General features: G+C 26.3%; 24 protein-coding genes and 1 pseudogene. 11 read left to right on the forward strand and 14 right to left on the reverse strand.

Annotation, left to right across the window (positions count from 1 at the left end):
* Positions 1 to 58: 58 nt before the first annotated feature.
* Positions 59 to 1,141 (forward strand): transcription termination factor NusA, encoded by a 1,083-nt coding sequence (gene nusA, locus DU473_RS03085; RefSeq protein WP_131166347.1) that lies wholly within the window; start codon positions 59 to 61, stop codon positions 1,139 to 1,141.
* Between the two features lie 8 nt (positions 1,142 to 1,149).
* Here the strand turns inward: nusA and DU473_RS03090 are convergent, their stop codons facing one another.
* Genes DU473_RS03090 through DU473_RS03145 form a run of 12 tightly spaced genes read right to left on the reverse strand, consistent with a single transcriptional unit; the run spans position 1,150 to position 12,273 of the window.
* Positions 1,150 to 1,443: a hypothetical protein gene (locus tag DU473_RS03090; RefSeq protein ID WP_131163635.1), complete on the reverse strand. Its 294-nt coding sequence runs from the start codon at positions 1,441 to 1,443 to the stop codon at positions 1,150 to 1,152.
* A 50-nt stretch (positions 1,444 to 1,493) separates the two neighbouring features.
* Positions 1,494 to 2,681: an MFS transporter gene (locus DU473_RS03095; protein ID WP_131163634.1), complete on the reverse strand. Its 1,188-nt coding sequence runs from the start codon at positions 2,679 to 2,681 to the stop codon at positions 1,494 to 1,496.
* Positions 2,668 to 3,825, reverse strand: coding sequence for a 4-hydroxythreonine-4-phosphate dehydrogenase (pdxA, locus tag DU473_RS03100; RefSeq protein WP_131163633.1), 1,158 nt, complete (start codon positions 3,823 to 3,825; stop codon positions 2,668 to 2,670). The genes DU473_RS03095 and pdxA overlap by 14 nt, the downstream gene beginning before the upstream one ends.
* Positions 3,818 to 4,591, reverse strand: a complete 774-nt coding sequence (locus DU473_RS03105) for a pyridoxine 5'-phosphate synthase (protein ID WP_131163632.1) — start codon at positions 4,589 to 4,591, stop codon at positions 3,818 to 3,820. The genes pdxA and DU473_RS03105 overlap by 8 nt, the downstream gene beginning before the upstream one ends.
* A 32-nt stretch (positions 4,592 to 4,623) precedes the next feature.
* Positions 4,624 to 5,577: an SAM-dependent methyltransferase gene (locus DU473_RS03110; protein ID WP_131163631.1), complete on the reverse strand. Its 954-nt coding sequence runs from the start codon at positions 5,575 to 5,577 to the stop codon at positions 4,624 to 4,626.
* Positions 5,564 to 6,397, reverse strand: coding sequence for a peptidoglycan metallopeptidase Pgp3 (pgp3, locus tag DU473_RS03115; RefSeq protein WP_131186508.1), 834 nt, complete (start codon positions 6,395 to 6,397; stop codon positions 5,564 to 5,566). Before pgp3 ends, DU473_RS03110 begins: the two co-directional genes overlap by 14 nt.
* Positions 6,394 to 8,391, reverse strand: a complete 1,998-nt coding sequence (gene glyS / locus DU473_RS03120; RefSeq protein WP_131186509.1) for a glycine--tRNA ligase subunit beta — start codon at positions 8,389 to 8,391, stop codon at positions 6,394 to 6,396. Before glyS ends, pgp3 begins: the two co-directional genes overlap by 4 nt.
* 52 nt (positions 8,392 to 8,443) lie before the next feature.
* The gene (locus tag DU473_RS03125; protein WP_131163628.1) at positions 8,444 to 9,064 is read right to left on the reverse strand and encodes an HAD family hydrolase; all 621 of its coding nucleotides are present in this window, start codon (positions 9,062 to 9,064) and stop codon (positions 8,444 to 8,446) included.
* Positions 9,061 to 9,396, reverse strand: a complete 336-nt coding sequence (locus DU473_RS03130; protein ID WP_131163627.1) for a hypothetical protein — start codon at positions 9,394 to 9,396, stop codon at positions 9,061 to 9,063. The genes DU473_RS03125 and DU473_RS03130 overlap by 4 nt, the downstream gene beginning before the upstream one ends.
* A 9-nt stretch (positions 9,397 to 9,405) precedes the next feature.
* Entirely contained in the window at positions 9,406 to 11,031 is a 1,626-nt protein-coding gene (locus DU473_RS03135; protein WP_131163626.1) for a cation:proton antiporter domain-containing protein, read from the reverse strand.
* A complete protein-coding gene (locus tag DU473_RS03140; protein WP_131163625.1) occupies positions 11,031 to 11,402 on the reverse strand; it encodes a heat shock protein transcriptional repressor HspR in 372 nt (123 codons plus the stop codon). Before DU473_RS03140 ends, DU473_RS03135 begins: the two co-directional genes overlap by 1 nt.
* A gap of 1 nt (position 11,403) precedes the next feature.
* Positions 11,404 to 12,273, reverse strand: a complete 870-nt coding sequence (locus tag DU473_RS03145; RefSeq protein WP_131163624.1) for a DnaJ C-terminal domain-containing protein — start codon at positions 12,271 to 12,273, stop codon at positions 11,404 to 11,406.
* A 198-nt stretch (positions 12,274 to 12,471) separates the two neighbouring features.
* Between DU473_RS03145 and htrA the strand changes: the two genes are divergently transcribed.
* Genes htrA through DU473_RS03160 form a run of 3 tightly spaced genes read left to right on the forward strand, consistent with a single transcriptional unit; the run spans position 12,472 to position 15,855 of the window.
* Complete coding sequence (gene htrA, locus DU473_RS03150) at positions 12,472 to 13,890, forward strand: serine protease HtrA (RefSeq protein WP_131163623.1); 1,419 nt, start codon at positions 12,472 to 12,474, stop codon at positions 13,888 to 13,890.
* A 49-nt stretch (positions 13,891 to 13,939) separates the two neighbouring features.
* Positions 13,940 to 14,614, forward strand: a complete 675-nt coding sequence (locus tag DU473_RS03155; protein ID WP_131163622.1) for a response regulator transcription factor — start codon at positions 13,940 to 13,942, stop codon at positions 14,612 to 14,614.
* Positions 14,611 to 15,855 (forward strand): ArsS family sensor histidine kinase, encoded by a 1,245-nt coding sequence (locus DU473_RS03160; RefSeq protein ID WP_131163621.1) that lies wholly within the window; start codon positions 14,611 to 14,613, stop codon positions 15,853 to 15,855. Before DU473_RS03155 ends, DU473_RS03160 begins: the two co-directional genes overlap by 4 nt.
* On the opposite strand, the gene DU473_RS03165 is transcribed toward DU473_RS03160, so the two are convergent.
* Complete coding sequence (locus tag DU473_RS03165; RefSeq protein ID WP_131186510.1) at positions 15,852 to 17,051, reverse strand: MFS transporter; 1,200 nt, start codon at positions 17,049 to 17,051, stop codon at positions 15,852 to 15,854. The two genes, DU473_RS03160 and DU473_RS03165, sit on opposite strands and share 4 nt — an antisense overlap.
* 83 nt (positions 17,052 to 17,134) lie before the next feature.
* On the opposite strand from DU473_RS03165, the gene DU473_RS03170 reads away from it, so the two are divergent.
* The 4 genes and pseudogenes from DU473_RS03170 to DU473_RS03185 form a co-directional block, all read left to right on the forward strand.
* Positions 17,135 to 18,184: a dehypoxanthine futalosine cyclase gene (locus tag DU473_RS03170; protein ID WP_131186511.1), complete on the forward strand. Its 1,050-nt coding sequence runs from the start codon at positions 17,135 to 17,137 to the stop codon at positions 18,182 to 18,184.
* Positions 18,184 to 19,410 (forward strand): M16 family metallopeptidase, encoded by a 1,227-nt coding sequence (locus DU473_RS03175; RefSeq protein ID WP_131186512.1) that lies wholly within the window; start codon positions 18,184 to 18,186, stop codon positions 19,408 to 19,410. Before DU473_RS03170 ends, DU473_RS03175 begins: the two co-directional genes overlap by 1 nt.
* A complete protein-coding gene (gene recG, locus DU473_RS03180) occupies positions 19,400 to 21,217 on the forward strand; it encodes an ATP-dependent DNA helicase RecG (protein WP_131186513.1) in 1,818 nt (605 codons plus the stop codon). The genes DU473_RS03175 and recG overlap by 11 nt, the downstream gene beginning before the upstream one ends.
* Positions 21,218 to 21,455: 238 nt before the next feature.
* Positions 21,456 to 21,914, forward strand: a pseudogene (locus tag DU473_RS03185) (hypothetical protein); the annotation flags it as partial.
* Between the two features lie 152 nt (positions 21,915 to 22,066).
* Here the strand turns inward: DU473_RS03185 and DU473_RS03190 are convergent.
* Positions 22,067 to 22,441 carry a group III truncated hemoglobin gene (locus DU473_RS03190; RefSeq protein ID WP_131166340.1) on the reverse strand — a complete coding sequence of 125 codons (375 nt, stop codon included), beginning with the start codon at positions 22,439 to 22,441 and terminating at the stop codon, positions 22,067 to 22,069.
* An 80-nt stretch (positions 22,442 to 22,521) separates the two neighbouring features.
* Between DU473_RS03190 and DU473_RS03195 the strand changes: the two genes are divergently transcribed.
* From DU473_RS03195 to DU473_RS03205, 3 genes are read left to right on the forward strand one after another with little or no spacing between them, the layout of a single operon-like run.
* Positions 22,522 to 23,124: a Crp/Fnr family transcriptional regulator gene (locus DU473_RS03195; protein WP_131186514.1), complete on the forward strand. Its 603-nt coding sequence runs from the start codon at positions 22,522 to 22,524 to the stop codon at positions 23,122 to 23,124.
* A 10-nt stretch (positions 23,125 to 23,134) separates the two neighbouring features.
* A complete protein-coding gene (locus tag DU473_RS03200) occupies positions 23,135 to 23,836 on the forward strand; it encodes an amino acid ABC transporter permease (protein WP_131186515.1) in 702 nt (233 codons plus the stop codon).
* Positions 23,829 to 24,485: an amino acid ABC transporter permease gene (locus DU473_RS03205; protein ID WP_131163613.1), complete on the forward strand. Its 657-nt coding sequence runs from the start codon at positions 23,829 to 23,831 to the stop codon at positions 24,483 to 24,485. The genes DU473_RS03200 and DU473_RS03205 overlap by 8 nt, the downstream gene beginning before the upstream one ends.
* The last annotated feature ends 1 nt before the right edge of the window (position 24,486 follow it).

A 24,486-nucleotide genomic window follows, 5' to 3' on the forward strand; every position in this document is an offset into this window, starting at 1 on the left:
TAATTTTTATCTTCTTTAAGCAAATTAATGAAAATTTCCCAAAAAAGGCAATATAGAAATGGAAAAAATTACAGATATTATAGAATCTATTGCTAATGAAAAAAATTTAGATCTAGAAAGTGTTAAAGATAAAGTAATTGTTGCATTAATTAATACAGCTAAAAAAGTTTATGGACAAGAATATGATTTTTTTGTTGATAATAAAAGCTTGAAACTTTATCAAAAAATTACTGTTATAGCAGATAATGATGAAAGATTAGACGAAAATAATGAAAGTTTTATTGCTCTAAGTAAAGCTAGAAAAGAAGCTGGAGAAGTTGAGGTTGGAGATGAGCTTACTTATGAGTGCTCTTTAGAAAATTTAGGAAGAACAGCAGTTAATATTTTACATAAAGAACTTGAATATCATATCCAAAAGCTTTTAGAACAAACTATTTTTGATAAATATAAAAATAAAGTAGGTCAAATAGTATTTGGGAATGTCGTGCGTATAGATAGTGAAGAAAATACTTATATAGAAATTGATGAATTAAGAGCTTTTTTACCGAGAAAAAATCGTATTAAAGGGGAAAAATTTAAAATAGGAGATGTTGTTAAAGCTGTAATACGTCGTGTTTATATCGATAAAGGTATTAAAATAGAACTTTCTAGGACAAGTCCTAAATTTTTAGAACGTTTGCTTGAATCTGAAGTTCCTGAGATTAAAGATGGTTATGTTAGTATACAAAATTGTGCAAGAATTCCAGGAGAAAGAGCAAAAGTTGTTTTAACAACTAATATGAGCAATATTGATCCAGTAGGAGCTACTGTTGGCGTTAAAGGAGTAAGGATTAACGCTGTAAGCAAAGAGCTCCATAATGAAAATATTGATTGTATAGAATACTCAAATGAAATTGAAATTCTAATAGCAAGAGCTCTAGCACCTGCTATTATTAGTTCTGTTAAGATTAAAGATCAAAAAGCTATTGTGAGTTTAAACAATGATCAAAAAAGCAAGGCTATAGGAAGGAATGGAATTAATATTCGCCTTGTTTCTATGTTGAGTTCTTGCGAAATAGAGCTTAATGTTCTTGATTCTAAAAATAATGAGAGTGCAGCAGAGGCCTTTAAAAATTTAGAAAATTTATTTAAAAATGTATAATCAAGCTATTATTTAGCTTGATTTGCTTGATCAATAGTTGCAAAAAGTTTGTTTAAAATAGTTTCTTCATTCTTTTTGTATTGATCTTCTCTCATTTTTTGCCATGCGTAAGCACTAAAGTTGTTTTTAACGCTAGAAAGATCAATGTCTTGATTTTTCATTACTTCTTTTTCTTCTTTTGCATCAGTTTTTTCTTTATTTTTAATTTCATTTAAACTGGCTTGAAATTCATCGCTTGAAAAATTTTTTTCTTTGACTTTGCTAAAAAACAAAGAATTATTTTGATTTGGATTTATAATCATAGTCTATCCTTTAGCTAATTTTATATAATACAAGCAATTATTATTCCGTATTATTTTTTTCTTTTAATTTGATCAAAAGAAAATTTATCCTTAGCAAGAAAAAGACTTAAAATTAATGCAGGTAAAACAAATAAGGCGCAAAATAATGCATTAAATTCTATTCCTAGATAACTTAAAACAATACCCCCTATAAAAGATGCTAAAGCAATTCCAACATTAAAAGCAGCCTCATTGATACTAACTGAACTATCAATAGTTTTAAAAGTGTGTCTTTTAGCTTTAATGATACTTAAAATTTTTAAAGCACTAATACTTGAGCATGCAAAAAAACCAATTAAAGCAATATTTATAATAATTAAAATTTTAGAATTCATTGTAAAAAATACACTTAAAAATATCAAAATTTGAATACTTAGTATAATTCTTAAAGAACGAATTGCTCCAATTTGACTAACTATTTTTCCTCCCCATAAATTCCCTAAAATTGCACAAATTCCATACAAAAGTAAAATATAAGCACTATCTTGAATTTCAAAACCACTTTTTTCTAATAAAAGTTTTTGCAAGTAAGTATAAAGGATAAATTGGGCTCCACAAGTACAAATAGTAATAACATAAGTTTTTATTAAGTTGATATGAGAAAAAGCTGGGATAAGGTTTTTAAAACTCATTTTATTGGGACTGAGATTTTTAGACATCATTTGTAAAATTCCTATAAATGCTAAGATGCTAATTATAAAAATCAATAAAAAAACAAATTTAAAGCCAAAATAATGGCTAATAAAAGTTCCAAGTGGAACACCGCTTATTAAAGATATAGTTAATCCACTCACCATAATAGCAAGAGCTTGACTTTTTTTATGATCTGGAGTTATTACGCTAATAGTTAGTGTAGCTATAACAAAAAATACCCCATGTTGAGTTCCTGCTATAAATCTTGCAAAAGCACTTAAGTAAAAATTTGTACTAAAAAAGATAGTTAAATTGGCAAAAGCAAAAATAGCTATATTAATTAAAAGTTGTATATGTCGTTTATAAAAACTTAATATTATACTAATTAAAGGAGCGCCAATTACAACCCCTAATGCATAAAGAGTTGTAAGATAACCAGCACTCTTTGTATCAATATTAAAATAATTTTGAACATCAATTAAAACTCCAGCCATAACAAATTCTGTAACTCCCATGCAAAAAGCACTTAAGGCAAGAGCAAAAATAGCTTTTTTATAATTTTCCATTTTTATCATTCTTTATATGGTTTAAATATAGGGCAAATTTAATTGCTTCTTTGTAACTTTTAATTTTTGCTTTATGTTTATAGGCTATATCAAAAGCAGTTCCATGATCAACACTAGTGCGTATAATGGGTAAATTTAAACTTATATTAATACTTTGATCAAAATATAAAGCCTTAAGCGGAGCAAGACCTAAATCGTGATACATAGCTATAAGTCTGTTACAAGATTTTAAAGAATTTTTAGTAAAAGCGGTATCAGCTACTAAAACTTGCGGTAAGTAGAAAAGATGAGTATTAAATTGAAGTAATTCTTGTTTTAAAATCTCATTTTTTAAAGCATTTTGAAGCAGAGTTTTTTCTGTAATATTAAATTTCTTTAATAAAATATTTTTTTGTTTAGTGCTAGCTTTTGAAAAATTTAAATAAGCATTGCTAAATTCAATGGCTTTATTTATAATCTCTTCTTCTTTTCCACCTATAACGCCGTAATCACCAGCGTGTGGATTAAATCCTAAAACCCCAATTTTTTTAAAATGTGTTTGTTTATAAAAGTTGATAAAAAAATTAACTAAAGATTTAAATTGAATTTTTTTACTGACTTCTTTTAAGGGGATATGATCGCTAAAAAGTCCTACAAAAAGTTTAGAACATCCAAGCATCATAATGGCTTCTTTTTTGTAGAAAAATCTTAAAGCTTCTGTATGTCCTCTAAAAGGTATATGTGCAAGTTGCCAAGCTTTTTTATGAATAGGAAGAGTGATTAGAGCTTTTGCATATTTTGCCTTTACAAAATAATTAGCCGCTTGAAAACTTAAATAAGAGTAAAGTCCACTTTTAGTATCAATTTTGCCGACGTTAATATCAAAATTTGAATCTACATCCGCATAAAGTGCACTTTTAAAGCAAAAAATTTTATAATGCTTATTTTCTTCTTTGAGAAAAAATTCTTCTTTACTATCTTTTTCAAAAATGACTAAATTATAATTATCAATAGTTAAATTTAAAATTTTTAAAGCTTGTGAGAGTAGATTAGGATGGATAAAATAATAAGGCGTGCAAATTTTTGAAATGGCATTATGAGCCTTGATTAGAATTTCGCAAGAAATTCCATTGATATCGCCTATGCTTATGGCAAGCTTATTCATTGATTAAAGCTTTCATTTCCAAGATAGCTTCTTTAAGACCTACAAAAACAGATCTTGCGATAATGCTTTGACCTATATTTAATTCATCTATAGCTTTAATTTTTGCTATTTTTTGGACATTTTTATAATTAAGCCCATGTCCTGCAGCAACTTTTAAACCAAGTTCTTTAGCTTTTAAAGCACAAAGATTAATAGAATTTAATTCTTCTTCTAATTTTTGTTCTAGAATTTTGGAATTTAAATCAAGTTCTTTAATTTTATATGGAGTTTTTAAAATATTACTAAAAATAGCATTATATAAATTAGCATATAATCCTGTATGAAGCTCTATAAAATCAACTTTTAGTGAAGAAGCTTTTTGGATATTTTCTAAATTTGGATCTATAAATAAAGAAATTTCAATATCTGCTTGTTTTAATTTTTTTATACTAGAGTTTAAATTTTCATGATCTAAATAAAGCCCACCTTCTGTTGTAAGCTCCTCTCTTTTTTCTGGAACTAAAGTAACACGCTTTGGTTTTAAAGTGCAAGCAAGATCAAGAATTTCATTATCTAGTGCACATTCTAAATTGATAGGATTTTTACAATGTTTGATTAAATCTTTTAAATCTCTTTCATTAGTGTGGCGTCTATCTTCTCTTACGTGAATAGTAATTTGATCACAAAAATGACAAGCAAACAAAGCTGCTTCTAAAAGATTTGGATCATTTACTTTTCTAGCTTCTCTTAAAACAGCTATATGGTCAATATTTACCCCTAAAAGCATGATATTCCTCCATTTTTTTAATTATATCCCATTTAAGCTTTTTGAATTTCAAAAAAATGAAATTTATCATTAAAATGAAAAAAAAGATATTTAGCTTGTTGTAAAAAATTTTCATAACTTTTAATATTTTTATCTTGAGTATATTTTAATAATTTTTCAAAACCAAAATGTAATAGGGCTTCTTTTTGCTTTTCAAAAGAAAGAATTTTAAAATTATAAAAATCACAAAGCTGATATAAATGTGTGAAATTAACATCATAAGTAAGATCACTTTGTCCAAAAAAATCTTGCAACTTACTTGTAAAAGGATTAAAAATTTTATGATTTTGATAAATTCTTAAACTTAAAGAATTTGGATTTAATACCCCATAATCAAATCCAGCAAGAATAAATTTTTTGCAAGCTTTATTCAAGTCTTTAAAAAAGTCTTCTAAAGCAAAGCTTAATTCACCTTTTAAAAGTTTTAATTCTTGACATTTTGATTTAGTATAATCATCCATAGCTAAAAAATGAATTTCAAAATTCTCTATAAAGGCCATTTTATCTTCATTTATTAATTCACAAGAAAAACTATCAAAAAGCTCATTACAAAAGATAAAGGCATTTTCAAATTCGCATTCTTTTAAGGAATTTTTGTGGTGAAAATCTATATTTTGTAATGTATGTTTTTGTAAATTTTGTAATTTTGAATGTGGTTCTATAATGTAAAATTCTATTTCTTTAAAAAGCTCTGGTCTAAATTCAAGCAAAGCACTTAAAAAATCTTTACTTAAATATCCTTCGTTTGCTCCTATTTCTACAACTTGCAAAGGAGGAGTTAAAATTTTTTTATCAATTAAATCTAAGAAATGTTGAGCTATTAAGGTTCCAAAAAGATTTCCCACGCTAACAGCAGTAAAAAAATCTCCTTCTTTGCCTATTTTAGTAACTTTTTTATAATAGTTTTGATGAAGCCAATTTTCAAAAAATTCACTAAATTTTTTCATTGCCAAATAAAGCGTTATATTTTTGTATGAAATCAATAGGATCAACTTGTTTTTGATTGACAATGATTCCAAAATGCAAATGAGGTCCATTTACTCTTCCGCTATCCCCGCTTAATCCTATGATTTGTCCTTTTTCAATTTTATCTCCAGTTTTTACTAGAATTTTTGAAAGATGATAGTACTGTGAATATATTCCATATCCATGATCAATGATAATAGAATTTCCGGCATAATAACGATTTTTAGCAAGTTTTACTATGCCTGAATTTGCAGCTTTTATTTTTGTCCCTATTTTTGCTCTAAAATCAGTGCCACTATGATAGGAAGCTAATTTATCATTAAAAATTCTTGCCTTACCAAAAGAGCTTGTAATAAAAGAATCAAGCGGTTTTTGGAAATTTGTTTTTATAAGAGTATTTGGAGTATAGTTAGCATAAATTAAAGAAGCTTCTTTAAACTCATTAGCAATTTGTTTTTGCTTTTCCTTGGAAGGAAAAACTTTATTTGGTGTAACTTGTATAAATTCTTTTTTATAAGCCCCTTCTAGAGAATTTATAGTATATATTTGCTCTTTATTGGTATAAATTGCTTTAATAATATTTTTTTTAGTTGGATTTTTATAAGGGAGTGAAAATATTGTTACAACTTTATTTTTATTATTTGGATGAATGAAAAAATTAATTTTTTTATCATTTAGTGTAATTTTTTGTAAGTCTTTTTTATCAAATTCTAAAAATAAAGCTTGTCCTTTGATGAGATCAATATTTTGTTCTGCAAAAAGAAACTGCAAAAAGAATAAAAAAATAAATATTTTTTTCATAAACTTACTTCTTTAATATCTGCAATTTTTAGAAATTCACTATAAATTTGATATACAAGTGCTTGACGATTATTCTTTATTTTTTCATCATCGACATTGATCATTACTTTATCAAAAAAGTTATCAATCAAAGGTTTTAGAGCAAATAAGCTATCTAATTTTTCTTCTACATCATTAAAATTTAAAGTTTGTAAAAATGCCTCATAAAGCTTATTTTCTTCTTCTTGTGTAAAAAGTGTTTTTTCTAATGGATATTTCGGTTTTGAAGCTATATTGGCAAGACGTTTAAAAGTGCTAAAATTTTCACTAAAATTTTCTTTTTGGCTAATTTTGATTAAGGCTTTAATAGCATTGTTAATATAAATAATATTAGTGTTTTTAGAACTTAATACAGCTTTGATAAAAGAAGCATTAACTTCATAAAAAGTATAAAGTCTTTCAAAAATAAAATCCTTTAAAATTTGTATATCAAATTCTTTGTAATTTTTGCAAATTTTTGAAAATAAATCATCAAGATCTAAATCTTTTTTTGTATTTAGTATTATTTTTAAAACTCCACTTGCAGCACGTCTTAATGCATAAGGATCTTTACTACCGCTTGGAAGCTTTCCTATAGAAAATAGCCCTAAAAGAGTATCAAGTTTATTTGCTAAAGATACTATACTAGAAAATTCATTGCTTGGAAGTTTGGAATTTTCTCCATCAGGTAAATATTGTTCTTTAATAGCTAAGCAAATTGCTTCATTAAATCCCATAGCTTTAGCATAATAAGAACCCATAATACCTTGTAAATTTGTAAATTCATAAACCATTTGAGAATTAAGATCGGCTTTTGAGTATTTTATAGCTGTTTTAATATCTTTGGTATTTGGATTATTATAAATCTCACATAAAATTTCTGCTATATATTCTTCTCTTAAGCTTTTATCTTTCATCGAGCCTAAATTTTCAAGATAGGTGATATAAGAAAGTTTATCTGGATTTAAACCAGTTTTTAAATCATTTTTCCAAAAGAACATAGCATCACTCAATCTTGCACGTAAAACTCTTTCATTACCTTCTATAATTTGCGTATAATCTTTACAAACTGAATTACTTACAACTATAAAATGATTACTAAGTTCTTCATTTTTAAAGACGGCAAAATAACGTTGATTTTCTCTCATTGAAGTGATAATAACTTCTTTAGGAATTTCAAGATAATTTTTGTCAAAACCTCCTAATAAAGCACTAGGATACTCAGTAATAGCAATGACTTCATTAAGCAATTCATCATCTTGTGCGATATTGATAAAATGCTTTTGTTCTAAGGCTTTAAATTCATTAAGAATTTTTTCTTTTCTTTTTTCTGGATCTAAAATAATATAATTTTGTTCTAAAATTTCAAAATAAGCTTGTATGCTATTAAAACTTAATAAATCATAACTAACACTTCTATGAACAAAAGTTTTATTTGAACTTTTAACTCCATAAAGCTCAAATTCAAGCACTTTACTATCCAAAAGACAAACCATAGATCTTATAGCCCTAATAAATTCAAAAGTATATTCTCCCCATCTCATACTTTTGCCAAAATTAAGACTTTTTAGAAAATTTTCTATCATCAAAGGCAAGATTTCTTGACTTTTTTGTCCTTGTATATATTTTTTATAATACAAAACTTCTTTTCCTTTGATTTCTTTAAATTCAAGCTCTTCTTCGCTTATACCTGCTTTTTGTAAAAAACTAAGTCCAGCATTGCTTAATTTTCCATCTTTATAAGCTATATTTTTAGGAGCTCCTATAAATTCCACAAAAGAATCGTCTTGTCTTTCTTTAAAATTTTGATGAAAAAATACTAATCTTCTTGGAGTATAATAAAATTTAAATTCGCTTTCTAATTTATAATTTTTTAAGATCTCAATCCATTTTTTTTCTATATTTGGAAGTTCTTTTAGTAAAGGTAGAGCTGGTAATTCTTCAACTCCAATTTCTATTAATAAATTTTTATTCATTGTTAACTCTTTATAAATTAATTTTAATTTTATCTTTTTTTATTTGAAAAACTTATAAATAATTTTCTAACAAAGCTTTTAATTCTAAAGCATTACTGAATTCATCTTTTAAAATTTCTTTTTCATACCACTTTGCATTAAAATAAATAACATTAGCATTTTTTGCACATTCTTTATCTTTTAAGCTATCTCCTATAAAAATACTTGTTGAAAAAGGCGCTTCTGCTTTTATAAGATTTAACATCATAGGATCTGGTTTTGGATTGATCCCTAAACTTACTCCTAAAATTTTACTAAAAAATTTTATAATATTATGTTTTTTTAAGATATCACTTAAAGAGCTTTGAGGAGCGTTTGTTGCAATAGCTAAATAGCAGGATTTATTTTTTAAAAATTCTAAAATTTCATAAACCCCTTCATATAAATTAGCACTTTGCTCATAGTGTTTTAAAAAATATTTTTCAAAGCCTTCTTTGAAATTAGGGTGATTTGCATCATCGATATTATACAGCTCTTTGCTCCAGTTGATTCCTGGTGTATTGATGATTTTATAAATTAGTTCTTTAGAAAGAGGGCTTAGATTAAGATCTTTTCTGATCTCATTTACCGCAGCACTTATAGCGCTTGCACTATCAATTAGCGTCCCATCCATATCAAAAATAACATTGATCACATATACTCCTTTAAATAATTTTTATATTTATCTTTTTTATAATTTTGATTTTTTTTAAGCTTTTCTATAAAATGAACTTGTTTTAAAAGATCATTTTGTTCCATAGAAAAATTTAAACATGTATTGGCAAAATTTTCCAAATTTTTAATGTAGTTGGAATTTATAAAAACAAAGGGATCCTTTTTAAGAATTTTGGCATTTTTTAAAACTTTTTCTCTAAATTTTTCTAAGTCAAAATTTTCTTTTTTTAAAGAAAGACTTGCTTCATTAAAAAATTTTTCTAAATTTCTTATATATTTAATTCTTATTTTTTTTTCTTCATTTTTAGTCAAAATTATCCTTTAAATATTTTTTTGAATACGACATTCTATAGCTTGTTGAACTAAATTTCTAGCTAAAACTTTTTCTGATTTAATAATGTGTATATTTTTATCAGTTTCCGAGAAAAGGAATTTTTCCAAATTTCTATTGATGTGAATAATAATATCAATAGGCCTTGAAAAACTTGTTAAAATTTGACAAAGCATTTCTAATTTATTTTCATTATTAAAGGTAATAATTACAACAGCACATTCTTCTATATTAGCAATTTTTAAAGTTTCTTTTTGAGCCACATTTGCAAAATGCACATTTTCGCCACGACTTAAACCAAGTTCTACTAGATTAAGATCATTTTCCAAGGCTATATAGGGGATACCTGTACGTTTTATTTTTTGCACAACTTCTTGTCCTAAATGCCCATATCCAAAAATAACTAAATGATTTTTAAGTTCTGATTTATCTTGGATATAAGAGTTGGAATTTGAATTTAATGTTATATCTTCTACTATATTTGTAATTTTTCGAATATTGTTTAAAATAAAAGGCGTTAATATCATTGTAATAATAGAAGTTACAATAAGAATTTGCGCAATTTTAATATCAAGCATTTCTTTGGCCTGCAAAAGTGAAAAAATTGCTAAAGCAAATTCTCCTATTTGGCAGATGCTAAAAGCAGTTTTTAAGGCTATGCTTTTCTTGGTGTATAGAAATAAAAAACCAAAAACAATTATAAATTTAAAGATTAAAACCAAGAGAATAAGAGATAATATAATTAGCCAGTTTTCAAAAACAATATTAAATTGAATTTGCATTCCCATTGTTATAAAAAATAATCCTAAAAGTAAATCTCTAAAAGGAATTAAATCTGCTTCAATTTTATGTTTATATTTAGTTTCTGCTATAAGAACTCCAGCCATAAAAGCACCAAGTGAATAGGAAAAACCAAAATTATTTGCCAAGAAACTTGCTCCAATAACTATAAAAAGTATAGTTACTATAAAAGTTTCTTGAGAAGAGGTATATATAACAAAACGAAAAATTCTATCGACTAAATATTTGCTTATTAAATAAAGTAAAGTAAGTAAAAGAATAGCACTGATAAAAATAGTTAAAACTAGTTGTGATATATTTGTGTTTTGAGAAGAAAATATTTCAACAATTAAAAGCAAAGGAATTACCGCTATATCTTGAAAAAGTAAAATTCCAAGTGCTTTTTTTCCGTAAGCTTCATTAATATCTGCATTATCATTTAAAATTTTTAAAACAATGGCCGTAGAAGAAAGAGCCAAGGTAAAACCTACAATCATAGCTATTTCATTTTTAAGCCCTAAAAGAAATATAACTATAAAACTACAAATAAGTCCGCAAGTAAGCATTTGTAAACTACCGTTTAAAAATACTTCTTGTCTCATTGCTAAAAGATGTTTAAAAGAAAATTCAAGTCCTATAGTAAACATTAAAAAAACAATACCAAATTCAGCAATGTCACTTAACTCATGACTTCCATTAAAATGATAAATTTGACTAATGATAATTCCAGTAACAATATAAGCTATTATTGTAGGAATTTCAAATTTTTTAAAAATAACATTTAAAATAATAACACTAGAAGCAGCAATTAAAAAAATTTGTAAGAAATTTTCCATTATTTTTTCTCATAGAAAATCAAATCAAAACTGCTTTGATGCTTTATAACAGCTTTTGATTTACCTCCATTTTCTTTTTTGCTTAATTCTAAGCGTAACTCATTGATTAAACTTTCAAACTCTTGAATTTGATTTTTAAGTTTTAAAATAACATCAACACCTGCTAAATTAATACCCATATCTCTTGTAAGTCTTAATATAAGTTTGATGCGATCGATATCTCTTTGAGAATAGAGTCTGATTTTTCCATCTGTCCTGCTTGGTTCAATCAAACCTTCTCTTTCGTATTGTCTTAAGGTTTGAGGATGTATACTAAGAACTTTGGCAACAACGCTTATTAAATAAACTGGTTCATCATAATTGTGTTCCATATTAATCCTTTAATTTTTCTTTTAAAAGTGTAATTAAATTTTCATCTAAATCATCAGTATTTGGTAAAATAATATTTAAAATTAAATACATATCTCCATAAATCTTTGTTTTTCTATTTTGTATTCCATAACCTTTAAGACGAATTTTTTGACCATTTTTAGAATTAGCAGGGATACTAAAGCTTACTTCTTTTTTTGGAGTTTGTATATTAACTTTTCCTCCAAATAAAGCTGTTTTAAGACTGATGTCAAATTTTCTTATAAGATCATCTTCGTCTCTTTCATAGATGGGACTTTTTTCTAAATTTACTTTAATAATCAAATCCCCAGTTTTTAATCCTCTTTGTTTACCTTTGCCTCTAACTCTTAATTTTTCTCCATCTTTTATACCGTGAGGAATTTTAATTTTAATATTTTCTCCATTGTGGTTGATACTATATTCTCCTCCTAAAATACCTGTTTCAAACGGAATATTAATACTAGTATTAGTATCTAAATCTTCTTCAAAATCTCCAAATCCACTAAAGTCACTACCAAATCCTCGTGAATTAAAACCTTTAAATCCACCCCTTTGACTTCTATTAAAGAGATCATTGATAATATCATTGATATCAAATCCGTTATTATTGCGTGAAAAGTCTTGAAAACTTTGTCCACCAAATATACTATCTCCATATTGATCATATTGTGCTCTTTTTTTCTCATCGCTTAAAATTTCATATGCAGCATTAATTTCTTTAAATTTTTCTTCAGCACCTTTTTCTTTATTGATATCAGGATGATATTTTCTTGCTAAGCGACGATAAGCTTTTTTTATCTCATCACTACTTGCGTTTTTTGATACGCCTAAAGTTTCATATAAACTATTCATAATTTTCCTTAGATATTTTTAAACTAAAAAATTAAACTGTATTTTTAATAAAAAATTATATCATAAACTTTAGTCTTAGTCAATCAAGTTTTATAAATTTTTATACTCAAGCTTTTATTTACAAATTAGTAAATTTTTGAATTTATACTTATATAAATTATATTAAAAAATAATTTATATCACTGAAAGGATACAACTATGAAAAAAATATTTTTATGTGTTGCTTTAGCTAGTTATTTATTTAGTGCAAATATTAATTTTAACGAAGCAAATTCAAATCCAAATCGTGTAAATCCTGCTAATGGATCTAATGTTGTTTTATCTTATCATGATGCAATTAAAGATGTAAAAAAATCTGTTGTAAATATTTCAACTTCAAAAACAATAGAATATTCAGATAGGACAAATCCCTTAGAAGAATTTTTTAATGATCCTTATTTTAAACAATTTTTTGATTTTGATTTTCCAAAAAGAAAAGGAAAAAGCGATAAGGAAGTTGTTAATTCTTTGGGATCTGGAGTTATAATTTCTAAAGATGGATATATAGTTACAAATAATCATGTTGTAGAAGATGCAGATAATATTATGGTAAATTTACCAGGAAGTGATACAGAATATAAAGCTAAACTTATAGGAAAAGATCCAAAAACAGATTTAGCTGTTATTAAAATAGAGGCAAATAATCTTCAAGCTGTTACTTTTTCGAATTCTGATGATTTAATGGAAGGGGATATAGTTTTTGCTCTTGGAAATCCTTTTGGAGTAGGTTTTAGTGTTACTAGTGGAATTATTTCCGCACTTAATAAGGATAATATTGGTCTTAACCAATATGAGAATTTTATTCAAACAGATGCTTCGATTAATCCTGGAAATTCAGGAGGAGCTTTGGTAGATACTAGAGGCTTTTTAGTAGGAATTAATTCAGCAATTCTTTCAAGAGGCGGAGGTAACAATGGTATAGGTTTTGCTATCCCTTCTAATATGGTTAAAGATATTTCAAAAAAACTTATTCAAAAAGGTAAGATTGAAAGAGGAATTTTAGGCGTCACTATTTCAGCTTTACAAGGGGATACTAAAAAGGCTTATAAAAATCAAGAAGGGGCTTTAATTACTGATGTTCAAAAAGGATCTTCAGCAGATGATGCTAAGCTTAAAAGAGGAGATTTGGTTATAAAAGTAAATGATAAAGTCATTAAGAGTCCAACAGATCTTAAAAATTATATTGGAACTTTAGAACCTAATCAAAATATAAATATAACTTATGAAAGAGATGGTGTTGTTAAGCAAGTAAGCTTTATTTTAAAGGGTGATAAAGAGGATAAGGCAAATCAAACCAATATTATCGATGGTCTAAATTTAAAAGAACTTAATGCTAATTTAAAAGCAAAACTTCAAATTCCAGGCGATATTAATGGTGTTTTAGTAGATGAGGTTAAAAATAAAAGCAAGGCAAAAAGTGCTGGATTTAGAGCAGGGGATATTATAGTTGGAGTTGAGCAAATTGAAGTGAAAAATCTAAAAGATTTAAGCGAAGCTTTCAAAAAAATAGGAAAGAAAGAATGGATTAAAGTTTGGGTTTATCGTGGTGGTTTTGTTACATTACTTGTTATAAAATAATAAATTTAATTTATAGTATAATTTGTTATTTATTTTTTAAGGAACATTTATGATCCATATTCTTATGATAGAAGATGATTTAGAATTGGCTGAAATTATAGCCGAGTATTTGGAAAAATCTGAGATGAAGGTTGATATTGCCCATGAGCCCTATATAGGGCTTTCAAAACTTGCCTTAAAGGAATATGAACTTGTTATTTTAGACCTTACTTTACCTGGACTTGATGGGCTTGAAGTTTGCGAAGAAATTCGCAAGAAATACGACATTCCTATTATTATTTCAAGCGCAAGGCACGATATTAGTGATAAAGTCAATGCTTTAGAACTTGGAGCAGATGATTATTTGCCAAAACCTTACAATCCTAAAGAACTTCAAGCAAGAATTAGGAGTCATTTAAGACGTATTTCTAATACTAAAAACACCTCTTCTCGTATTAGTAAAGATTTAGTTTATGATCAGTATAAGCATGCTATTACAATGAAGGGGCAAGAATTAAATCTTACAAATGCTGAATTTGATATTTTGAGTTATTTGATTAAAAAAGAAGGTGGTGTTGTAAGTCGCGAGGAGCTTGTTTATAATTGTAGTTCTATTAGCGAAGATTCAAGCAATAAAAGTATAGATGTTATTATTAGTCGAATTCGTCAAAAAATGGGAGATGACCCAAAAACACCTAAATATATTCATTCTATAAGAGGCATTGGATATAAGTTGACTCAATGAATAAATCATCAATTTTTTATGTTATTACTTTTATTTTTATTTTTGCTGGAGTGAGTGTTATTTTAGCCTTTTTGTGGCTTATAGAATATGATCAACAAAATTATAGCAATGAGCTTAATGCTAAATATTCTTTGATTGCTAATGCTAGATTATTATATTTTAGTGGAATTATTAGTAAAAAAGAATTTGAAGAGCAAACTAAAAATTATAAAATGAATGAAATTACAGAAGCAAAAAATATTAGAAAAGTATTATTTTATGGTGAAGTATGGGGAAGAGCACAAACAAATAGTGGTCTTATAGAAATCATTTCTTATAATAAAGAAATTTATCTTAACATTATTTTTGATGGTAAAATTTTTCTTTATAAAGATCAAGATTACGAAAGCTATAGATATTTTATGATAAAAGCTATTGCAATAGCTGTCATATGTATATTAATTTTACTTTATATTTTTATTTTTAAAAAATTAAAACCTTTAAAAGCCTTAAAAAAACAAATCGATAAATTTGCTCTTAATAAACTTAATGAAATAGAAGATGTAAGCAACGGACAAGATGAAATTTCTCAAGTTGCCAATGCTTTTTATCTGGCTATAGTGCAAATTAGAAAGCTTAATCAATCGCGTCAGTTTTTTTTAAGAAATATTATGCACGAACTTAAAACCCCAATTACTAAAGGACTAATTACATTAGAAATGCTTGAGGATAATAAATATAAAAGTCGTTTGGAGGGAATATTTAATCGTCTTGAAATTTTGATTAATGAATTTGCTGCAATTGAACAAATTACTTCTGGGGCTGCTTTTATCAATAAAAAAAAATATAATATTTTAGATATTTTAGATGAAGCCAAAGAAGTAGCAATGAATGATGATAAGAATATTAAAATTTCTATTAAAGAAAGTTTTTTTGTTAGTGTTGATTTTAAACTTTTTACAACAGCAATTAAAAATATGATTGATAATGGTGTTAAATATTCTAAAGAGCATTTTTTGCAAATTGAAATTTCAAAAGATTTTATTTGTTTTAAAAATTATGGAGATAAACTTAATAATTCTTTAGAATATTATACTCAAGCTTTTACTCAAGGTTCTAAGCAAAAAGATAGTTTTGGCTTGGGGCTTTATATTGTAAATACTATCTTAGAATCTCATTGTATAAAGCTTGAATATAATTATCAAGACGGAATGAATTTGTTTTATTTTAAAAATTTGGAAAATATTATTATAAAAGATTAGCTTAATTCTTTGGAATAAGCTTTTATGAAATATTTCCAATAACAAGCAGCAAATATAAATATAATTCCTAGTAAAGAAGTAATCATTTGTAAATTTAATCCCCATTCAAATAAAATTCCTATTAAAATAGAAACAATAGCACTAAAAGTAAGATAAACCATATCTGTATAAGCTATAACTCTTCCATAGTATTCCTTATCGCAGTTTTTTTGCACCATAGTATAAGTATAGGCCCAAAGAGATGATGTGAAAAATCCAGCTGCTATTAAACCTAAAAAAGAAAGATAAAAATTAAACTGAGTTAAAGCCCAAAGTATAATACCTACCCCTTGTCCAATATAAAAATAAATAAGAGTTTTACTGTTGATAAAACGACTTAAGATAATTGGACCAATAGCTAAAGAGCAGGCTCTTACCGCGTTAATAAAGCCTATTACCAAAGCAGCAGATAGCACTTCTTTGTATTGATGTTTAGCCAAAAGCGTTACTAAAGCATCATATGCAGTGATTCCAACAAAGGCATGAAGTATTATAAGATGTAAAATAATTTTTTTTCTAAAAATGTATAAAAATCCATCTTTTATCATCAAGATAAAATTATCTTGTTTTTTTCGTTCAAAATCTGGAATAATTAATTTAGTAAGGAAAAAGATTCCAATACCAATAAGAAAAACATCAAATAAAAAGGCATTTTGAACCCCAAAAAAATTAATAAAAATTCCAGCCATCGCCATACCAGCAGTATAAGAAACAGCCCATATAATGCTATGCATTTCATTAACAAGTTTTAATTCTTTGGCGCTAAGTATTTTAGCAAGTAAACTCATTTCTGTTTGAAAATAAATTGAAGCTACGCAAAGTCTTAAAAAGATTAAAACAAATAAAAGCCAAAGCATACTAAGATCTTTAACAAAAATAAGCATAAAAATGGATATTAGTTCAAGACTTGCCATGCTTAATAATAATTTTTTAGGCTTATTTTTTTCAACAATAACACCATTAATGGGCGCGAGTAAAACCCCAGGCAAAAAAGCAAGCATAGCGCTTATTGAAATAGCCCAAGTAGGAGCATTTAAACTTACTAAAAGAGTATAAACTCCAGTTTGAGAAAACCATGCCCCAAAATAAACAACAAATTGCACGCTTGCTAAAATTCGTATGTTTTTATTATTTTTTAATAAATCTATATAATTCATAACTTATAATTATAACACAATTTTATATTTTTAAATGCTATAATGTTTATATTAAAGATAACTATGAAAATGAGGATAAAATTTTGAATAAAAGACTTGATAAAAAAGAAGCTCTAAATTTACTTGAAAATGCAAGTTTGATAGAATTAGGAGAGATGGCTTATAAAAAAAAATTAGAATTACATCCTGATAAAATTACAACTTTTGTAGTGGATCGTAATATTAATTATACTAATGTTTGTTGTATTGATTGTTCATTTTGTGCTTTTTATCGTCACCATAAAGAAGATGATGCTTATATTTTAAGCTTTGAAGAAATTGGCAAAAAAATAGAAGAACTTAAAGCTATAGGTGGAACTCAAATTCTTTTTCAAGGAGGGGTTCATCCAAAGCTTAAGATAGAATGGTATGAGGATTTGGTGGATTGGATTAGAAAAACTTATCCTGATATTACAATTCATGGCTTTTCTGCAGTAGAGATTGCTTATATTGCAAAAGCTTCTAAAATTTCTATTGCTCAAGTTTTAAAAAGACTTCAAGATAAGGGTCTTTTTTCTATTCCTGGAGCTGGAGCAGAAATTTTAAGTGATAGGGTAAGAGATATTATAGCTCCAAATAAATGTGATGTAAAAACATGGCTTGAAGTCCATAAAAATGCACATAAAATAGGTATGAAAAGCACTGCTACAATGATGTTTGGAACTGTAGAGACAAATGAAGAAATTATTGATCATTTAGAATATTTAAGAGAACTTCAAGATGAAACAAATGGTTTTAGAGCCTTTATTTTGTGGAGTTTTCAAAGCGAAAATACTCTTTTAATCAAAAAGCATCCTGAAATTTTAAAACAAAGCTCTAATCGTTATTTAAGATTGCTTGCTTTATCAAGACTTTATCTGGATAATTTTAAAAATATTCAAAGCTCTTGGGTAACTCAAGGCTCATTAATAGGGCAGCTTGCTTTAAAATTTGGAGCCAATGATTTAGGTTCTACTATGATGGAGGAAAATGTTGTTTCAGCAGCTGGAGCAAGTTATAAGATGAATCAAGATGAGATGATAAGACTTATTCAAAGTTTAGGCGAAAAAGCTGCCAAAAGAAATACAGCTTATGAAATTTTAGAAAGGTTTTGATGAAATTAGAATATTTAGATTTTAAAAATACAAAAATTCCTTTGATTTTTGAAGAGAATAATGATCTTCCGGTTATAGTATTAAAATTAGTTTTTAAAAATTGTGGAAGATCTTTTGATAAGATACCAGGAACTGCAAGAATGTTTGCAAGAATTTTAAATGAAGGCGTGGATGATAATTTTTTTAAAGAATTAGAGCTAAAGGCTATTAATCTTACATCTAGTAGCGGATTTGAAACTTTAGAAATTAATCTTACTTTATTAAAAGAATACAAAGAATTTGCTTTTAAATCTTTGGCTAATTTATTAAAGCAACCTCGTTTTGATGAAAAAATACTACAGAAAAATAAATTTCTTGTTTTGAGTGAATTGGCAAGTAAAAATAGTGATTTTGATTATTTGGCAAAGAATTTATTAAATTCAAATGTATTTGATTATGAAGAATTTAAAAGCCCCAATGATGGAAATGAAGAGAGTATAAAACAAATTACCCTTAAAGATTTAAAAGATTTTTTTAATAAGCATATAAACCTTGGTAATCTTATTATAAGCTTAGGTGGGGATTTTATAAAAAAGGATATGCAAAAATTATTAGAACTTATTTTAAGCCCTTTGGATAAAGGAGAAAAAATTCCTGATAAAAAATATGATCTAACTTCACACTTAAAAGATGTGAATTTGGTGCGTAAAGAAAGTGAGCAAGCTTATATTTATTTTGCCTCTCCATTTTATGGAAGTATAAAAGATAATGATATTTATATGGCTAAAATTTCTCATTTTGTGCTAGGTCAAGCAGGTTTTGGATCTAGGATAATGGAAGAAATTCGTGTTAAAAGAGGTCTTGCTTACTCAGCTTATTCTATGCTTGATTTAAATTTGTCTTATAATCGTATTTTTGGGTATTTGCAAACTAAAAATGAAAATGCACAAGAAGCTAAGAAAATTATAAAACAGGTTTTTGATGAGTTTGTTAATAAGGGGATTAATGAAGAAGAATTAAATCAAGCGAAAAATTTTCTACTTGGGAGCACCCCTTTAAGATATGAGAGTTTAAGCAAAAGATTAAATATAGCATTTTATGAATTTTATCAAGATTTGGAACTAGGATATTATAAAAATGAACTTAAAAATATAGAGAAAGTTAATTTAAATGAGATCAATGCTTATATTAAAAAGCATGATGAAATTTTAAAACTTAGCTTTGCAAGTTTAAAAAATGAAAATTGATGTTAAGGATTTTGAACTTTTTAAAAAATTAAGGGTTAAAAATATTATTGATTTAGCCCTAATATTGCCTAAAAAAATTGAAAATTTAAATCTTAGCCCTTCTCCAAAACAAGGTGAAATTTGCATACAAAAAGTTAGAATTAAAAGTGTAACTTTAAAAAAAAATCAAATTTTTGGAATTTGTGAGTGTGAGGGATGGAAAATAGATGCTCATTTTGTTTTTTTTAATCCCAATGTTTGGCATATAAAACTTTTAAAAACAGGTTCTTGTTTAATTTTTAGTGCAAAATTAAATTTTTTTAATCAAAATTGGCAATTTAGCAATCCTAAGATTATAAATAAAACAGGTGGTTTTATTCCAAAGTATCAAATTTCTGGTATTAGAGATGAAAAAATTCAAAATTTGATACAAGGCTATCTTAGTTTTGAAAATTTAAAAGAGAGCAAACTTCAAGAAAAATATATTCATTTACTTCTTAATTTACATTCTTATGATCATAAATGCTATATTTTGTATCAAAATTTTTCAAATTTTGAAAAAGATTTAAAATATATAGAGATTTTTAATTTTTTAAAAAGATTAAAGAGCAAAAGAAAAACTTACAAAAGTTTTAATTTTGAAATTTTTAAAATTGATTCTTGGATAAAAAATTTACCTTTTAAGTTAACTCAAGATCAATTTAAAGCCTTAGAAGATATTAGAAAAGATTTAGAATCTAAAGAGGCTAAAAAACGTGTAGTTATGGGAGATGTTGGTTGTGGTAAAACTTTGGTTTTGTTAGGAGCTGCTTTAATGGTTTATCCAAAACAAGCTATTTTAATGGCACCTACTAGCATTTTAGCAAAACAACTTTATGATGAAGCTTTAAAGCTTTTGCCCGCTTTTATGGATATTTTATTTATCAAAGGAGGTAAAAAGGATAAAAATTTAGAAGAAAATATTAAAAAAGCCCATTTAATTATAGGAACACATGCGCTTACATACTTAAAAGAACATGGGGCGGTTTTGATTATGATTGATGAGCAACATCGCTTTGGATCAAATCAAAGGCAAAAAATTTATGAGTTATCAAATGGAGATTTTAGTCCTCATTTTATCCAATTTTCAGCCACTCCAATTCCTAGAACTCTTAGTATGATACAATCAGAGCTTTTAAATTTTTCTTTTATAAAACAAATGCCTTTTAAAAAAGATATTCAAACTTTATGTATAAAAAATGAAGATTTTGCTTTACTTGAAACAAAAATTAAAGAAGAAATTAAGCTAAAACATCAAATCATTATTATTTATCCTTTGGTAAATCCAAGCGATAAAATTCCTTATCTTTCCTTAGAACAAGCTAGTGATTACTGGAAAACTCATTATGAGAAAGTTTTTATTACCCACGGAAAAGATAAAAATAAAGATGAAATTTTGCAACGTTTTAAAGAAGAAGGTAATATTTTGCTTAGTACTACTGTTGTTGAAGTGGGAATTTCTTTGCCAAGACTTAGCACTATTGTTATAGTTGGAGCTGAAAGATTAGGACTCGCAACTTTGCATCAATTACGTGGTAGGGTTGGTAGAAATGGTGTTAAAAGTTATTGTTATTTATATACAAAATTAAAAGAAATTCCTCAAAGATTACTAGAATTTTCTAAAACTCTAGACGGATTTAAGATTGCAGAGCTTGATCTTAAGAACCGTTTAAGCGGTGATTTGCTTGATGGTTTTACCCAACATGGAAATGATTTTAAATTTTTCACTTTTAATGATGAATATATCTTAAAAAAAGCAAAAGAAGATTTAGAAAATATAAAATTCTAATTTTTAAATTCTTAAAATTTGTAAATAAGGATTATAAAAACTATATAAATCACTAAAAGAAATTTGGAGCAAATTCAAGTTTGAGTGGAACAAATACAAACAAGAGAGTAAAGAAGATTGGATTAAGTATAAGCAAAAAATACAAAAAATTGACGAAGAACACAAACAAAAAATACGAAAAATAAATGAAAAATTTAAAAAAGAAAAAGAGCAAAAAGACTTAGAAAAAATAGAAAGCTCTTATAAAGAAATATATGAAGAATACAAAAGCCTTTCTATAGATGAACAGGGTAAATTTTTGTATAATTTATCTTTAAACAATCAAGATGAATATGCAAAAGCGATAAGATTTATTCAAATTGCAGAAGAAAGCGTTAATATAGCCTTAAAATCAAAAAATAAAGATACTGCAGAAAGCAGAAGAAAAATTGCGTTAGAAATGGAACAAGAAATACAGGAAAGACATCCCAAAGCCTATGGTTTAATTATAAATACAATTCAATTTTTGGAAGATAATTATGATACAAATCTTTTTGAAAATCAATGTATTAAGTATTACAAAGAAGCTAGGAAATTAAAAACCATTAAATCTAAACAAAAAAGAATTGATTATATAAATGATTTAATAAAAGAAGTTGAAATAAATCCTAAAATTGATGAGAAATTTATTGATTTTTGGAAAAATAAATCAAAGAAATATAATAATTACATTTTAAGTTTAAGCTTCATGGAAAAAATAAAATCAGTATTTTTATGTTGTTTTTATTTTTCTACCGACAGAATTATCAAGAGAAATTAAAATTAATCTCTTGATTATTTTAATTTATAAAATAAGACTAATAATATAAATTAAGATTGATAAAGCATATTTTGAAAATGCCTAGCTATCATTTGAGCTCTTTGCAATATAATATTTGTTATATCGTCTTTATAAATACTTTTTAAGCTTTCATTGAAAAGCTCAAGCCAAATTTCAAAAAAATCCTTAGGAAAAGGTGGAAGTTCAAGATGTGCTTTAAGTGGTTGCCCTGTATAGTTTCCTTCACCTAAAAGCATACCCATCCAAAAATTTCCTATTTTCTTTTTATGTTCTTGCCAACTTTGATTATCTGTTCCTATGGCATTATTAAAAATAGGTCCTAATTTTTCGTTTTTTCTTATTTTGTCATAAAAAATATCCATAAGTTTTAAAATAGATTCTTGATCAATTGTTTCATAAATCATTTTTTTCCTTTGTTAATTTTTTATGGTTAATATATCAGATTCAAATAATTTAAATATTAACTTATGTTAAATGAGAGGCAATGGAAGATTATTTAAATTTTTTACATAAGATAGGCAATATTAAAAGATATAAAAAAAATAATATTTTATTTTATGAAGATGAACAGGCTGAAAATTTTTTTATACTTTTGAAAGGAAAAGTGCGTGTTTACAAAAGCATAAATGATAAAGAAATGACCTTGCATCGTTTTTTGCCCACAAGTTTTATAGCTGAAATGCCAGCTTTTAAAAGATTGAAATATCCGGCTAATGCTGAGTTTGAAGAAGAGAGTGAGATTTTAGAAATTAATTTTGAGAAATTTTATAATTTATGTTTAGAAAATACAAAATTTAATTTTTTACTTATTGCTTCATTATTTGAAAAAATTAAAATTTTAGAAAAAAAACTTTTGCAGAATTCTTTGGGATTAAAAGAGAGAGTAATTTCTTATATTTTGGAAAATGAACAGAAATTGGATATAATGACTCAAAAGCAAATTTCACTTGATTTAAATGTTAGAGTAGAATCTTTATCTAGAATTTTAAAAGAATTTAAAAATAAGAATTTGTTAACAACTAACAAAGGTAAAATTACTATTTTAGATAAAGAAAAACTTATAAAAAATTTCAGCGAGTTATCTTAAGGAAGCTTTGATGGATTTTAATTTTTTATTGCACTATATTCCAGCTTTTGCACAAGCAGCTTTTCTTACCATAAAATTAAGTTTTTTTGGGATCGTTTTTTCTTTAATTATTGGAGTATTTTGTGTTGTAGCATCTTATTTTAGAATACGTATTTTTGAATATTTTTGTAATATCTATATAGAACTTGCAAGAAATACTCCTTTGCTTATACAGCTGTTTTTTTTATATTATGCTTTGCCAAAGCTAAATATACATTTAGAGCAAATGCCTATTTTAAATTTAATATGTCTTAGCGTTGATGAAAGCTTGCGTCCTGCTTTTGCTTGTGCTATAGCCGGTCTTAGTTTTTTGGGCGGTGCTTATATGGCAGAGAGTCTTAGGACGGGTTTTGAAGCTATAAAAAAGAGACAATTTGAAGCAGGACTTTCTTTAGGATTTACATCTTTTCAAAATTTAAGATATGTTATTTTTCCTCAAGCTTTAGCCATTTCTATACCAAGTATCAGTGCAAATATGATTTTTTTAATTAAAGAAACATCTGTTGTAAGTATTATAGCTTTGCCAGATTTGGTAAATTTAATGAAAGGTTTAAATTCGCTTACTTATAAGACAGATGAGCTTTTATTTATGCTATTTTTGGGATATTTGTGTATCATTTTACCTTTATCTTTAATTTTATCTTATATCGAAAAAAGGCTAAGACATGCTTGATCTTTTAAATCAAGATACTTTTTTAAGATTGGCACAAGGACTTTTTGTTACGCTTGAAATTTCTGTTATTAGTATTATCATGACCTCATTGGGTGGTCTTGTATTAGGAATTTTAATGGTTCTTAAAAATCCTTATATTTATGCATTTTGTCGTTTTGGTTTAGAATTTATACGCGTAATGCCATTACTCGTTTGGCTTTTTATTGTTTATTTTGGATTTTCAAGATGGCTTGGTATTGATTTAGATAGCACAACTTCTGCTATTATTGTTTTTAGCATTTGGGGAAGTTTTGAAATGATGGATTTAGTGCGTTCATCTTTGCAAAGTATTCCTAAACACCAATACGAAAGTGCCGCATCTTTAGGTTTAAATTCTTTGCAAAGCTTTATTTATATTATTATACCGCAAGCCCTTAGAAGATTAACACCTGTAAGTATGAATTTGCTAACGCGTATGGTAAAAAGTACTACTTTTGCTTATTTGATCGGAAGTGTTGAGCTTGTTAAGGTTGGACAACAAATTATAGAATTTCATAATAAAAATGATTTTGCTCCTTTTATAATTTATGGATTAATTTTTATTATATATTTTATAATTTGCTACCCTGTTTCTTTGTATTCTAGAATTTTAGAAAAAAAATGGAGTTAAT

Origin of the sequence: Campylobacter novaezeelandiae (assembly GCF_004323845.1) — a bacterium.
Taxonomy (GTDB): Bacteria; Campylobacterota; Campylobacteria; order Campylobacterales; family Campylobacteraceae; genus Campylobacter_D; species Campylobacter_D novaezeelandiae.